Annotated in this window: 11 protein-coding genes; 8 read left to right on the forward strand and 3 right to left on the reverse strand. The window is 69.9% G+C overall.

Annotation, left to right across the window (positions count from 1 at the left end; genetic code table 11):
- Positions 1 to 455: 455 nt before the first annotated feature.
- Positions 456 to 1,079: a ribosome biogenesis GTP-binding protein YihA/YsxC gene (yihA, locus tag ASE35_RS14460; RefSeq protein WP_057161077.1), complete on the reverse strand. Its 624-nt coding sequence runs from the start codon at positions 1,077 to 1,079 to the stop codon at positions 456 to 458.
- A 186-nt stretch (positions 1,080 to 1,265) separates the two neighbouring features.
- Between yihA and ASE35_RS14465 the strand changes: the two genes are divergently transcribed.
- The 5 genes from ASE35_RS14465 (at position 1,266) to ASE35_RS14485 (ending at position 5,760) form a co-directional block, all read left to right on the forward strand.
- Positions 1,266 to 2,138 carry a c-type cytochrome gene (locus ASE35_RS14465; protein WP_057164281.1) on the forward strand — a complete coding sequence of 291 codons (873 nt, stop codon included), beginning with the start codon at positions 1,266 to 1,268 and terminating at the stop codon, positions 2,136 to 2,138.
- Between the two features lie 160 nt (positions 2,139 to 2,298).
- Complete coding sequence (locus ASE35_RS14470; protein WP_057164282.1) at positions 2,299 to 3,111, forward strand: thiol:disulfide interchange protein DsbA/DsbL; 813 nt, start codon at positions 2,299 to 2,301, stop codon at positions 3,109 to 3,111.
- A 158-nt stretch (positions 3,112 to 3,269) separates the two neighbouring features.
- Positions 3,270 to 3,956 carry a thiol:disulfide interchange protein DsbA/DsbL gene (locus ASE35_RS14475; RefSeq protein ID WP_057164283.1) on the forward strand — a complete coding sequence of 229 codons (687 nt, stop codon included), beginning with the start codon at positions 3,270 to 3,272 and terminating at the stop codon, positions 3,954 to 3,956.
- Between the two features lie 150 nt (positions 3,957 to 4,106).
- The gene (locus tag ASE35_RS14480) at positions 4,107 to 4,976 is read left to right on the forward strand and encodes a thiol:disulfide interchange protein DsbA/DsbL (protein WP_082611289.1); all 870 of its coding nucleotides are present in this window, start codon (positions 4,107 to 4,109) and stop codon (positions 4,974 to 4,976) included.
- 7 nt (positions 4,977 to 4,983) lie between these two features.
- Positions 4,984 to 5,760, forward strand: coding sequence for an endonuclease/exonuclease/phosphatase family protein (locus ASE35_RS14485; protein WP_082576580.1), 777 nt, complete (start codon positions 4,984 to 4,986; stop codon positions 5,758 to 5,760).
- Between the two features lie 14 nt (positions 5,761 to 5,774).
- On the opposite strand, the gene ASE35_RS14490 is transcribed toward ASE35_RS14485, so the two are convergent.
- Positions 5,775 to 6,794, reverse strand: coding sequence for a sugar kinase (locus ASE35_RS14490; protein ID WP_057164284.1), 1,020 nt, complete (start codon positions 6,792 to 6,794; stop codon positions 5,775 to 5,777).
- A gap of 190 nt (positions 6,795 to 6,984) precedes the next feature.
- On the opposite strand from ASE35_RS14490, the gene ASE35_RS14495 reads away from it, so the two are divergent.
- The 3 genes from ASE35_RS14495 to ASE35_RS14505 all read left to right on the forward strand — a co-directional run bounded on the left by ASE35_RS14495 (position 6,985) and on the right by ASE35_RS14505 (position 11,794).
- Positions 6,985 to 9,801: a TonB-dependent receptor gene (locus ASE35_RS14495; protein ID WP_057164285.1), complete on the forward strand. Its 2,817-nt coding sequence runs from the start codon at positions 6,985 to 6,987 to the stop codon at positions 9,799 to 9,801.
- A gap of 101 nt (positions 9,802 to 9,902) precedes the next feature.
- Complete coding sequence (locus ASE35_RS14500; protein WP_057164286.1) at positions 9,903 to 11,006, forward strand: pectinesterase family protein; 1,104 nt, start codon at positions 9,903 to 9,905, stop codon at positions 11,004 to 11,006.
- An 8-nt stretch (positions 11,007 to 11,014) separates the two neighbouring features.
- Positions 11,015 to 11,794: a rhamnogalacturonan acetylesterase gene (locus ASE35_RS14505; protein WP_082611290.1), complete on the forward strand. Its 780-nt coding sequence runs from the start codon at positions 11,015 to 11,017 to the stop codon at positions 11,792 to 11,794.
- Between the two features lie 10 nt (positions 11,795 to 11,804).
- On the opposite strand, the gene ASE35_RS14510 is transcribed toward ASE35_RS14505, so the two are convergent.
- The gene (locus ASE35_RS14510; protein ID WP_157489486.1) at positions 11,805 to 13,142 is read right to left on the reverse strand and encodes a pectate lyase; all 1,338 of its coding nucleotides are present in this window, start codon (positions 13,140 to 13,142) and stop codon (positions 11,805 to 11,807) included.
- Between the last annotated feature and the right edge of the window lie 60 nt (positions 13,143 to 13,202).

Here is a 13,202-nt window from a genome sequence, read left to right on the forward strand (position 1 = left end):
CGATGTCAATCGCGACGGAGCGACCGACCAGCGTTCGATCTACGAGGACGGCCAGCTCGTGCGCACCGAGAACGACCGCAATCACGACGGGCAAGACGACGAGATCGCCAGTTACGGAAAGGACGGCCGTCTCTCGGGGCTTGAGCTGGACGACAACTTCGATGGCTACATGGAAACCAACCAGCTCTACGATGCGCGGGGTTGGCTCGGCACGACCATCGACACGGACGGCGACGGCAAGCCGGACTACCGCGTGCAGGCCGAACACACCGTGCTCGCGCGCGAAGAATGGCTCAACGCCCGCGGCGATGTGATCAAGCGCGTGGCCTACGAACGCCTCGTGCCGAGCCGCGGCGAATTCGACAGCGACGGCGACGGCAAGCTCGATACCGCGCGCCGCTACGACGCGCGCGGGGAAATCGTGAGCGCGGCGCCGATCGCGCCCTGACGCCGACTCAGGCGGTGGCGGGCGCGGTCAGTCCCAGCCAGCCGCCGACCACCGCGCGCGCTTCGTCCACGCCCTGCTTGGACTCGCCGGAGAAGGTCTGCACGCTGACCGAATTGCCATAGGACGAGAACAGATCCTTGCGCACCGCCAGCAGGGCCTGGGTTTGCTGGCCGCGGCCGAACTTGTCGGCCTTGGTCAGCAGCGCGTGCGCGGGCAGGCCGCGCGACACCGCGTAGCCCAGCATCTGGCGGTCGTAGTCCTTGAGCGGATGGCGGATGTCCATCACCACCACCAGGCCGCGCAGGGCCTGGCGGGTCTGGAAGTACTGGTCGATGAAGGCCTGCCAGTGCGCCTGCAGGTCCTGCGGGACCTTGGCGTAGCCGTAGCCGGGCAGGTCGACCAGGTAGCGGTCGGTGCTGGGCGGAATATCGAAAAAGACCAGCTGCTGGGTACGTCCGGGCGTCTTGGACACCCGCGCCAGCGCGTTCTGCTGGCACATGGCGTTGAGGGCGCTGGACTTGCCGGCGTTGGAGCGGCCGGCGAAGGCGACTTCGAAGCCGCCGTCGGGCGGTAGCTGCTTGGGCGTGTGCGCCGCCAACAGGTAGCGGGCGCGGGCGAGGGGATTGACCATGCGGCTAGGATCGCACGGCAACGGTGCCCAACGCCCGTCGCGGGCCGTGTTTTCGGCCCGAAAGGCCGTGCCGAACGGCTCGCGGGCACCGATTCGCGTTGACCCGCCCTGCCCCCGCGACGATAATTCCGAGGTTCCGGCGACCGCATCGCGGCCCGCCATCCCAGTGTTTCGGAGCCCAGCTACATGAGCCAAGCCCGCGTCCTAGGCATCGTCGGTCTGACCGTTCTGGCGGCCGTTGCCGTCGCCTACGCCCAGCCCACGATCACGCCGATCCCCGACAAGGAGCCGGTCCAGGCCGCGCCGCTGGTCGAGAAGCCGGCCTCGTGGGGCGACGTCAAGGCGGGCGCCACCAAGGCGGGCACCTGCGCGGCCTGCCACGGCCTCGACGGCAATCCGACCGATCCGCAGTACCCGCGCCTGGCCGGCCAGAGCGAGCGCTACATCGCCCACCAGATCGCGCTGTTCAAGAGCGGCGAGCGCAACACCGGCATGGCCGCGGCGATGAAGCCCTACGCCGATGCGCTGACCACGCAGGACGCACGCGACCTGGGCGCCTACTTCGCGACCCAGAAGTCCGGCGCCGGCGTGGCCGACGACACCGTGATCGCGACGGGTCCGAACAAGGACAAGAAGTTCTTCGAAGTCGGCCAGCAGCTGTTCCTGGCCGGCGACAAGGCGCGCGGCATCCCGGCCTGCATGGCCTGCCACGGTCCCGGCGGCGCCGGCAACCCGGGCCCGGCCTACCCGCACATCGCCGGTCAGCAGGCCGCGTACTCGCAGCGTCGTCTGGAGGAGTACCGCGCCGGCACCACCACCCAGCGCGATCCGCACCTGTTCAACGTGATGGCGGGCGTGGCCAAGAACCTCAGCGACGAGGAAATCGGCGCGCTGTCCAGCTACCTGCAGGGCCTGCACGACCGCGCCGAGGACTTCGCCGCGGCCGATGCGCCGGCCGCTCCGGCCGCCGCGGCGCCCGCCGCAGCACCAGCGCCGGCCGTGCCCGCTCCGGCGGCGCCGGCCAAGGACGACGCGGCCAAGCCGGCCGCCGGCGCCTGAGCCCAGGGCACGCGGCACCCGCCGCGTCCCGCCCCTAAACGCCGGCCCCTGGCCGGCGTTTTCGTTTGTGCGCGACCGCATACGGCCGCCGCGATTTCTTTTATCGTGGGCGCCGATGCGGCCCACCCGGGCCGGCCACGATCCGGCCCGGAGCCGACCCATGCCCCAGACCCGCCTTGCCCTGCTCCTGATCGCGCTGCTGAGCCTGGGCGCCTGCAAGCCCGAGGCCGCGCCCGCGCAGTCCGCCGCGACGCCGGCCCCCGCAACCGCCGCCGAACCCGCGGTCGAAGGCGAACCGGCGGTGTCGGCCGAAGCCGCAGCCGCGGCCGCCGCGCCCACCGACGCCGCCGCGTCCCCGGCCCCGGCAAGCCCGCCACCCCCTGCGCCCGCCGAGAGCGGTTTGGTCAAAGGCACCGACTACGAACTGATCGAGGGCGGCCAGCCGTTCGTGCCGGTGCCCGGCAAGATCGAGGTGGTCGAGGTGTTCGGCTACGTCTGCCCCGCCTGCGCGCAGTTTCAGCCCCTGGTCAACGCCTGGAAGGCCAAGCAGGGCGCGGACGTGCACCTGACCTATGTGCCGGCGCCGTTCGGCCCGGAGTGGGACCCTTACGCCCGCGCCTACTACGTCGCCGATTCGATGGGCCTGGTCGCACGCAGCCACGACGCTCTGATCCGTGCCATCCACCTCGAGCAGAGCATGCCCGGCGAAGGCGACAAGCCCGACGATGCCGCGATCGGCCGCTTCTACGGCCGCTACGGCGCCAATCCGCAGCAATTCGTGGCGGCCATGAACAGCTTCGCCACCATCGCCAAGGTCAACCGTGGCAAGCAATTCATGATGCGCAGCGGCGTCAGCCAGACCCCGACCTTGATCGTTAACGGAAAATACCGGGTGATCGGCACCAGTTTCGAGGACATGCTGCGCATTACCGACACTTTAGTTGCGCAGGAGCGCGCCGCGCGCCCGCGTTGACCCCCGCCACGGCGCCGGAACTTCCGCCCGCGACGCCGGTCACACCCGATACTCCTGGTTCGAGACGCCGGCCGTTATGCTTAACGCCGGCGTCTTTTTTTGTCCGGACGCCGCCGCTGACGCGGCCCACCCCCGCCCGATCGCCGCGAGACCCTGCGATGACCCCACGCACTACGCCGTCCCGACTGTTCACGACCCTCGCCACCCTGGCCCTGAGCGCGCTGCTGCCGCTGGCCGCGTCGGCCGCCGGCAAGAGCGCCGCGCCGGCGCTGGAAGCGGGCCGCGATTACGAGCTGATCGAAGGCGGCCGCCCCTACGCGCCGGTGCCCGGCAAGATCGAGGTGGTCGAGGTGTTCGGCTACACCTGCCCGCATTGCGCGCACGCGCAGCCGGCGATCGACGCCTGGAAGGCCAAGCTGCCCAAGGACGTGAGCTTCGTACCGGTGGCCGCGCCGTTCGGCGGCTATTGGCAGCCCTACGCCAAGGCCTATTACACCGCCCAGTCCATGGGCCTGGTCGCCAAGACCCACGAGGCCGTGTTCAAGGCCCTGCACGAAGAGCGCAGCCTGCCGATCAGCAATGCGTCCTCGCAGGAGATCGCGAGCTTCTACGCGCGCTACGGCGCCGACGCCGACAAGTTCGCCGCGGCCATGGACAGCAAGCCGATCGAGGCCAAGCTCGAGGCCACGCGCGACTTCCTGACCCGCAGCGGCGTCGAAGGCACGCCGACCTTCATCGTCGCCGGCAAGTACCGTGTGACCGGCGGCAACAGCCTCGAGGACGTGCTGCGCATCACCGACCAGTTGGTCGCGCAGGAACGCAACCGCGGCAAGAGCAAGCGTTGATGCGCGACGGCCGTCCGCGCCGCCTCGCCTACACTCCGCGTTCAGCGCGCCGGCCGTTATCCTGACGGCCGACGCATCCCCCGGTGTCGCGACGGTTCCACCGCGCGCGCGCCGCCAATCCGATCCGACCGTTTTGTGGAGATTCGATCCATGACCCCGCGCCTGGCCCCGTCGCACCGCTACCCCATCCTGTTCGCCGCGCTGTTCGCGCTGGCCGCCTGCACCCAGCAGCAGGAGGCCGCCGCTCCCGCCGCCGACACCGCCGCCGCGCCCAGCGCCGCCGCCAGCCCGGCCAACGCGGTGCCGACGCCGACCGCCGAAGCCGCGCCGGCCGCCGCCGAGATCGCACCGGCCGCGGTCGCCACGCCGCCCAGCGGCCCCGCGCCGGTCGCGGGCACCGACTACGTCGAGATCCCGGGCGGCACGCCGTACGCGCCCAGCGCCGGCAAGATCGAAGTGGTCGAAGTGTTCGGTTACACCTGCCCGCATTGCGCCGAGTTCGAACCGCTGGTCGTGTCCTGGCGCGGCAAGCAGACCGCCGACGTCAATTTCGTCCCGGTCGCCGCACCGTTCGGCGGCTACTGGGTGCCCTACGCCAAGGCCTTCTACACCGCCGAGTCGATGGGTCTGGTCGGCCGTAGCCACGAGGCCATGTTCCGCGCCGTGCACCTGGATCGCAGCCTGCCGGTCAACGGCGTCAAGCCGGTCGACTTCGCCGAGTTCTACGCCAAGTTCGGCGCCAACAAGCAGCAGTTCGAAAGCACCTACGCCAGCTTCGCGATCGACGCCAAGCTCAAGCGCGCCGAAACCTTCCTGACCCGCAGCGGCGTCGAGTCCACGCCCAACATCGTGGTCGACGGCAAGTACCGCGTGATCGGCAAGAATTTCGAGGACATGCTGCGCATCACCGACCACCTGGTCGCGCAGGAACGCGCCAAACGCGCCGGCGGCGGCGCCGCTCCGGCCGCCGAAGGCAACGCTCCGGCCACCACCGGCCCGGCCGCGGCTGCCGCGCAGTAATTCGTTCATGGACCCGGCCGGTATGGATACGCGCCGACGACTGCGCCTGCTTAGCGCCAATATCCAGGCCGGGTCCAGCACGCGCCGCTACAGCGATTACGCGACCCGCAGCTGGTCGCACGTGCTGCCCGCCGGCAACAAGCGCGGCAGCCTCGACACCATCGCCCAGTTGGCCGGCGAGCACGACATCGTCGGCCTCAACGAAAGCGACCCGGGCAGCCTGCGTTCGGGCTTCACCAACCAGACCCACTACCTGGCCCAGCGCGCCGGCTTCGACTATTGGAGCCACCAGCCCAATCGCCGGGTCGGCAGCGTCGCCTCCAGCGCCAACGGCCTGCTCAGCAAGTTGGAACCGCGCGAAGTCATCGACCATCCGCTGCCCGGCCGGGTCAAGGGCCGCGGCGTGCTGATGGCGCACTTCGGCGATCACGACGACGCGCTCACCGTCGCGGTCGCGCACCTGTCGCTAGGCGCGGGCTCGCGCGCCTCCCAGCTGGCCTTCATCGCCGAACTGCTGCACGACCACCCGCACGCGGTACTGATGGGCGATTTCAATTGCTCGATCGACCAACCGGAAATGCGCACGCTGTTCCAGCGCACGCGCCTGCAGCCGCCGGAAGCGGCGCTGCCGACCTTCCCCAGCTGGCGCCCGCAACGCGCGATCGACCACATCCTGATCGGCGACGGCCTGAGCTGTTCGTCGGCGCGCGCCGTGCCGGCCGCGCAGTCCGATCATCTGGCGCTGTCGCTGGAACTGGAAGTACCGGATCACGCGCTGCGCTGAGCGTGGCGCCGGCCTCAACGCCGCACGTGGTAGCCGTCCTGGGCGACGAAGGCCCGCACGTCCTGGGCGTCGAACAGGGCGAAGTCGCCCGGCACCGAGTGTTTGAGGCAGGCCGCGCCCCAACCGAACAGCAAACTGTCCTGCGCATCCAGGCCGGCCAGCGCGCCATGCAGCACGCCGGCGGCGAAGGCGTCGCCGGTGCCGATGCGGTCGACGATCGCGCTGAGTTCGCACACCGGCGTGCGCGCGGCGGTGCCGTCGCGATCCAGCGACCGGGCCGACAGCGATTGGCGGTCGACGCTGTGCTGCACGCGCACGGTGCTGGCCACGCGCTGCAGTTGCGGGAAGGCGGCGAAGGCCGCGCGCGCGGCGGCGGCGAAGCGCGCCTCGGCATCCTCGCTCGCGGGCTCGACGCCCAAAGCGATGGCGATGTCGCGGTGGTCGGCGAAGATCCAGTCGGCCTGCGCCATCAATTCGCGCAGGAGGGCGGCGGCGTCGCCGTTCCAAGCCTGCCACAACTTGCCGCGGAAGTTGCCGTCGAAGCTCACCCGCACGCCGGCGCGGCGCGCCGCGCGCGCGGCCGCGATCGCGGTATCGGCGCAGGCCTGGCCCAGGGCCGGGGTCACGCCGGACAGGTGCAGCCACTGCGCGTCTAGCAACAGCGCCGGCCAGTCGTAGGCCTGCGCATCCGCGCGCGCGAACGCCGAATCGGCGCGGTCGTAGAGCACGCTGCTGGGCCGGTGACCGGCGCCGGTTTCCAGGAAGTACAGGCCCATGCGTCCGGGCCCGGCTTGCAGCGCGCGGGTGTCGACGCCGTGGCGGCGCAGCTCGGCGACGGCCGCGGCGCCCAGGGCGTTGTCGGCGATCCGGCCGACCACCGCCGCCTCGTGGCCGTAGCGGGCCAGGGCCACGGCCACGTTGGCTTCCGCGCCGCCGACGTGGACCTGCAGCGCCGGCGACTGCAGCAGGCGCTCGTGGCCGGGCGCCCCCAGGCGCAGCAGCACTTCGCCGAAACACACTATGCGTTGACTCATTCCGCCTCCCAGCCCCGGGCCGATCCGCCCCTTGTATGGCCTTTTGCGCACCGCAGCATGATGTTGGCCCGAGCTTTTGCTAGGGTTTTGACCAGCGGTGTCATTTTGCCGTCCGGGACACCATAGCAAGCGCTACAAGCTAGTCAATAAGCGCTTTACAGCCGTCGGACCACTTTGGGAGGGGATCCTGATGCAATCGCAACGCGCGGCAAAAAAGACACCGGTTACCGTTCTGGCAGGCGCCATCGCCCTGGCGCTGCAGATGGCGCCGGCGGTCGGGTTCGCGCAACAGGCCGCGGCGCCGTCCGCGGCCACGCCGCCGCAAGACAGCAGCACCGCCGCAACCGCCAGCGACGAGGCCAAGGACCTGGAAGGGGTCACCGTCACCGGCTTCCGCGGCAGCCTGGAGCGGGCCTTGGACATCAAGCGCGGCGAAGTCGGCGTGGTCGACGCCATCGTCGCGGAGGACATCGCCGACTTTCCCGATCTGAACCTGGCCGAATCGCTACAGCGCATTCCGGGCGTGTCGATCGCGCGCGATGCCGGCGAAGGCCGGCAGATCTCGGTGCGCGGCCTGGGCCCCGACTTCACCCGCGTGCGCATCAACGGCATGGAGGCGCTGACCACCACCGGCGGCACCGACAGCTCCGGCGGCGCCAATCGCGGCCGCGGCTTCGACTTCAACGTGTTCGCCTCGGAGCTGTTCAACAGCCTCAAGGTGCGCAAGACCGCGTCGGCCGAAGTGGAAGAAGGCTCGCTGGGCGCGACCGTCGATCTGCAGACCGCACGCCCGTTCGACTACGACGGTTTCACCTTCGTCGCCGGCGGCCAGGTCGGCTACAACGACCTGTCCGGCGACACCGATCCGCGCGCTTCGGCGCTGATCAGCAACACCTGGGGCGACGGCCGCTTCGGCGCGCTGTTGTCGGTGGCCTACACCGACCGCCGCCTGGTCGAGGAAGGCCACAGCACGGTGCGCTGGGACAACGGCCCCAGCAGCGGCGGCTTCAGCGCGGCCTCGCCGTTCGCGGCCGCGCGCGGCGCCGGCGTGTTCCATCCGCGCATTCCGCGCTACGGCGTGCTCGAACACGACCAGCAGCGCCTGGGCGTGACCGGCGCGCTGCAATGGAAGGTCAGCGACCGCACCGATGTCGGCCTGGACCTGCTGTACGCCAAGTTCGACGCCACCCGCACCGAGAACTTCATCGAAGCGGTGTCGTTCAGCCGCACCGGCACCGGCAAGCCGCAGACCGTGGTGCTGGACGGTCAAGTCGACGCCAACGGCAACCTGGTCTACGGCCGCTTCAACAACGTCGACGTGCGTTCGGAAGCGCGTTACGACGAGCTCAGCACCAAGTTCACCCAGTTCAGTTTCTACGCCGACCACGAGCTCACCGACGACGTCAAACTGCACGCCCAAGTCGGCCGCGCCAAGTCCGAGTTCGACAACCCGATCCAGACCACGATCACCCTGGATCGCCAGAACGTGCAGGGTTACAGCTACGACTACCGCGGCAACGATCGCCTGCCGGTGATCGACAACGGTTTCGACGTCACCGATCCCAGCCAGTGGACCTTCGTCAACGGCATTTCCGAGGTCCGTCTGCGTCCGCAGTTCGCCAGCAACACCTACGACACCGCCCAGCTCGACTTCGCCTGGAACCTCGCGCCCTCGTTCAAGCTCAAGGGCGGCGCGCAGTTCAAGGAGTACACCTTCCAAAGCCGGGAGTTCCGCCGCGCCTCGGAGCTGGTCACGCCGGCGCTGCCGGCCGGCACCACCCTGGCCGATCTGACCTCGCTGATCGGCCTGGAGAACACCCGGGTCGGCTCGGGCAACGATTCGGTCTGGCTGATCCCGGACATCGACGCCTTCAACCGCGTGTTCGGCCTGTACAGCAACACCGGCATCTTCAGCGTCAGCGACAAGGTCGCCGCGGTACTGGGCAACAACCGCAGCGTCACCGAGCGCGACCAGGGTTTCTACCTGCAAGGCGACTTCAACACCCAGATCGGCTCGATCCCGATCAGCGGCAACATCGGCGTGCGCCAGGTCGACACCAAGCAGACCTCGACCGGCTACGCCATCGTCGGCGGCGTGCCGGTGCAGACCACGGTGCAGCGCAGCTACGACGACACCCTGCCGTCCTTGAATCTGGTCGCCGACCTCACCCCGGATTTCCTGGTCCGCTTCGGCGCGGCCAAGGTGATGTCGCGTCCGGGCCTGGGCAATCTCACCCCCGGCGTCACCGTCAACGTCAGCGGCGGCGCGCGCACGGTCAACGGCGGCAATCCGCTGCTGGAACCGTTCCGCGCCAAGACCTACGACCTGAGCTTCGAGTGGTACTTCGCCGACGAGGCGCTGCTGGGCCTGGGGTTGTTCTACAAGGACATCGACACCTTCGTGCAGACCTCGCGCGAAACCCGTCCGTACAACACCTCGGGCCTGCCCGACAGCCTGCTCGCGGGCACCGGCGCGCAGCCCACCGACGATTTCCAGTTCAACATCCCGGTCAACACGCCCGGCGGCAGCCTGCAGGGTTTCGAAGTCAGCTATCAACAGCCCTTCACCTTCCTGCCGGAAGGGTTCTGGCAGGACTTCGGCGTGCAGCTCAACTACACCTACGTCGATTCCAAGATCCAGTACGTGACCTCGACCGGCGCGTCGTCGCTGAAGACCGACCTGGTCGGCCTGTCCAAGAACGCCTACAACGCCACGCTCTACTACGAAGGCGAGCGTTTCGGCGCGCGCGTGTCGGCGTCCTATCGCGACGACTACCTGACCACGGTGCCGGGCCGCAACAACAACGACGTCGAAGGCACCAAGGCCACCACCACCCTCGACATGTCGGCGTCGTGGAAGCTCAACGACCGCATCGAGCTGACGCTTGAAGGCCTGAATCTCACCGACGAGTACAACGACCAGTGGGTGGATTCGGTCGGCGACCGCGCCTCGGTCTACCACCACACCGGCCGCCAGTACTTCCTGGGCATTCGCTACAAGCTGTGAGGTCCGCAGCGCCGCACTAGTTGCACCCGCGCCGCGCGGGTGCGGAGCCGCCGCCCTCGACGGTTCCGCACCTCGCGGCGCTTTTTTTTGGAGCGCATCGCATGCACCGTCGCGACTTCCTTGCCGGTTCGCTGCTCGCCGGCGGCGCCTTGCTCGCCGGACCCGCGCACGCGGGCGAGGGCTGGGACGCGCGCGTGTCGCGCGCGCCGGCCGCGGACGCCGGCGTGCCGGTCTACCCCAGTGTCGGCGCCGCAGTGGCCGCCGCGCCCGCGCACGGGCGCCGGCCGTTCCGCATCCGCATCGATCGCGGTCTGTGGCGCGAGAAACTGGTGATCGACAAACCGAACATCCACCTGATCGGCGAGGATCGCGCCGGTTGCGTGCTGAGCTACGACGCCGCCGCCGGCATGGCGCGTCCAGACGGCGAGCCCTGGGGCACCTGGGGCTGCGCCAGCGTGATCGTGCGCGCGCCGGATTTCCGCGCCGAGCGCCTGAGCATCCGCAACGATTTCGACTACGTGGGCAATCTGAGCGCGCCGAAGTTCGAACCGATTGGCCCCAACGGCGCGCAGGCGGTGGCCTTGATGTTGGACGCGGGCGCCGAACGCAGCGTGCTGCACGAGGTCGATCTGCATGGGCACCAGGACACCTTGTTCGTCGATGCCGGGCGTAGCCTGTTCCGCCGTTGCCGCATCGCCGGCAGCGTCGACTTCGTGTTCGGCGGCGGCAACGCCTGGTTCGAGGACTGCGTACTGCATTCGCGCTTCCGGCCCGGCAAGGAGCGCCAGGGCTATGTCGCGGTGCCCTGCACGCCCAGCGCGCAGGCTTATGGACTGAGCTTTCTGCGCTGCCGGCTGAGCCGCGATGCCGAAGTGGCCGACGCCAGCGTCGCGCTGGGGCGGGCGTGGCGTCCGGGTCGCAATTTTCCCGACGGCAAGTACGGCGACCCCGATGCGGTCGGCGCCGCCGTCTATCTGTCGTGCTGGATGGATGCGCACATCGATCCGCGCGGATGGGATGCGATGGGCTACACCGCACGCGACGGCGCGCGCACGATGCTGGCGCCGGAAGCGGCGCGCTTGTACGAGTACGACAGCCGCGGCCCCGGCGCGGCGCGCTCGCCGGGGCGGCGCCAGCTCGATCGCACCGCGCTCGCGCGCCATCGTCGCGAGCTCGTGCTGGCCGGCTGGGAGCCGTCGCTGTGAGGGCGCCGATGCGCGTGCGCCTTGGCTTGCTGCTGAGCTTGTGCGGCTGGGCTCTGGCGCTGCCCATGAGCGCGCCGGCTGCATCCTCGCCGGTGCCCACGATCCACCTCGCCGGCGACTCGACCCTGGCCGAGAAACTGCCGGAGAAGCGTCCGGAAACCGGTTGGGGCGAGCCACTGGCCGCGCGCTTCCGCGCGGGCAGCGTGCGCGTGGTCAATCATGCGAAGAACGGCCGCAGCACGCGCACCTTCATCGAAGAGGGCCGTTGGCAGGCGCTGCTGGACGGCCTGCGTGCGGGCGATTGGGTGCTGATCCAGTTCGGCCACAACGACGAGTCGGCCGACAAGCCCGATCGCTACACGCCCTTGCCCGACTACGAGCGCAACCTCGCGCGCTTCGTCGCCGAGGTACGCGCGCGCGGCGCCACCCCGATCCTACTGACGCCGGTGGCGCGCCGTCGCTACGACAGCGAAGGCCGCGTGCAGGACAGCCACGGCGAGTACCCAGGCCGGGTGCGCGCGCTGGCCGCGCGCGAGCACGTGGCCCTGATCGATATGGAGCGGCGCAGTCAGGCCGTGCTGCAGGAGGCGGGCGTGGAGGGCTCGCGACGACTGTTCCTGCAGCTCGCGCCCGGCGCCCATCGCAACTATCCGCAGGGCGTCGAGGACAACACCCACTTCTCGCCGCTGGGTGCGCGCCGCATCGCGTTCGAGTTCGCCGCCGCGCTGCGCGCAACCGACCTGGCGCTGGCCTCGCGCTTACGCAAGGACGACGACGCGGCGCCGTAAGCGGCGCGCCTCACTTCAAGGGCGCGCGCCGCGGCAGCGGTTTGAGCGGCTCCATCGTCGCCAGGTCCCAGTCTTCGGGCACGAAGGCCTGATGCGTCGGCGCGTGCCGCGGATAGCCGCCGACCTGACTTTCGCTGTCGATGATCTTGCCGCGCCCTTCGATGGTGTCGGCCAGGATGCGCCGGTCGATGTCGTCGCGGTCCCAGGGCCGCGCGCCCGCCTGCGCGATCACCGCGTCCTGCACCTGCGCCGACGGCAGCAGGCGCACGCCGAACGGCAGCGGCGGCGCATGGGCGGGCTGGATCACGCGCAGCGGCGTGGTGGTGTAGCGCCCCTGCTGGGGCAAGGGACGGCCGAGGCGGTCGACGGCGAGGTTGTCCTCGGCGTAGTACTCGACATCGCCGGAGCCGCCGACCATGAAGAACGCGAGCTCCTCGGTCGAAGGGCCGGCGCGCATCACGTTGCCGCGCGCGACCATCTGCCCGGTCGAATAGGGGTGGCCCAGCCATTCCTCGGCGATCAGGTTGTAGTGCAGCGCGCGCTGGCCGGGGTTGTAGATCAGGTTGTTGATGACCTGGCCGCGCGCGCCGCCCTTGAACAGCGGATTGCGCTCGTAGTTGTGCGCATAGAGGTTGCCGACGATCAGCACCTCGTTGACGTGATCGTGGATCAGCGAGCCCTTGGAGTGCTCGCCCTTGACATGAGTAGCGTTGGACAAGCCCTCGGCGAGCAGGTTGTTGCTGAAGGTGATGCGGCGCGAGGCGTTCTCCATCCAGTCCTTCTCGCTTTCGCCGTGAAAGCGGGTGCTGGAGGCGGACAGATTCTCGTCGGTGGCCCAGGTCAGCGAGCAATGGTCGACGATCACGTCGCGCGCGCCGCGCACGGTGGTGATGGCGTCGAAATCCGGACCGGCCATCTTGGCCGCGCCGGCTTCGCCCGGGCGCACTCGGATATGCCGCACGACCACGTCGTGAGTAGCGATGATCAAACCGCCGCGGATGAAGGTGACGCCCGGTTGCGGCGCGGTCTGTCCGGCGACGGTGAGATAGGGTTCGGCGATGCGCAGTTCCTGGCGCTGCAGGTCGATCACGCCGCCGATCTCGAACACCACGATGCGCGGCCCGCTCGCGGCCACCGCTTCGGCGAAGGAGCCCGGCCCGTTCGCGGCCAGGGTGGTGACCCGGATGATGCGGCCGCCACGGCCGCCGGGCGTGTGCGCGGCCCAGCCCTGCGCGCCCGGGAAGGCGAGCGCGCCGCCATCGGCGGCCGGCTTTTCGGCGGCCGGTACGCCGGCGCAGGCCAGGCCGAGCAGGCCGACGGCCAGCCAGCGCAGCCCGCGTCCCCCCACGTTCCGCGCCGTCTTCGCCGCGCCGTCCCACCCTGCCCGCTGGATCATCGATCGGTCCCC

This window comes from Lysobacter sp. Root916 (genome assembly GCF_001429785.1).
Lineage (GTDB): Bacteria > Pseudomonadota > Gammaproteobacteria > Xanthomonadales > Xanthomonadaceae > Lysobacter.

Excerpts from the sequence above, each read along its gene's own strand:
- ASE35_RS14490 (WP_057164284.1), bottom strand. The coding sequence starts at position 6,794 with ATGAGTCAACGCATAGTGTGTTTCGGCGAAGTGCTGCTGCGCCTGGGG.
- ASE35_RS14500 (WP_057164286.1), top strand. The coding sequence starts at position 9,903 with ATGCACCGTCGCGACTTCCTTGCCGGTTCGCTGCTCGCCGGCGGCGCC.
- ASE35_RS14485 (WP_082576580.1), top strand. The coding sequence starts at position 4,984 with ATGGACCCGGCCGGTATGGATACGCGCCGACGACTGCGCCTGCTTAGC.
- ASE35_RS14480 (WP_082611289.1), top strand. The coding sequence starts at position 4,107 with ATGACCCCGCGCCTGGCCCCGTCGCACCGCTACCCCATCCTGTTCGCC.
- ASE35_RS14495 (WP_057164285.1), top strand. The coding sequence starts at position 6,985 with ATGCAATCGCAACGCGCGGCAAAAAAGACACCGGTTACCGTTCTGGCA.
- yihA (WP_057161077.1), bottom strand. The coding sequence starts at position 1,079 with ATGGTCAATCCCCTCGCCCGCGCCCGCTACCTGTTGGCGGCGCACACG.
- ASE35_RS14465 (WP_057164281.1), top strand. The coding sequence starts at position 1,266 with ATGAGCCAAGCCCGCGTCCTAGGCATCGTCGGTCTGACCGTTCTGGCG.
- ASE35_RS14470 (WP_057164282.1), top strand. The coding sequence starts at position 2,299 with ATGCCCCAGACCCGCCTTGCCCTGCTCCTGATCGCGCTGCTGAGCCTG.
- ASE35_RS14475 (WP_057164283.1), top strand. The coding sequence starts at position 3,270 with ATGACCCCACGCACTACGCCGTCCCGACTGTTCACGACCCTCGCCACC.
- ASE35_RS14505 (WP_082611290.1), top strand. The coding sequence starts at position 11,015 with ATGCGCGTGCGCCTTGGCTTGCTGCTGAGCTTGTGCGGCTGGGCTCTG.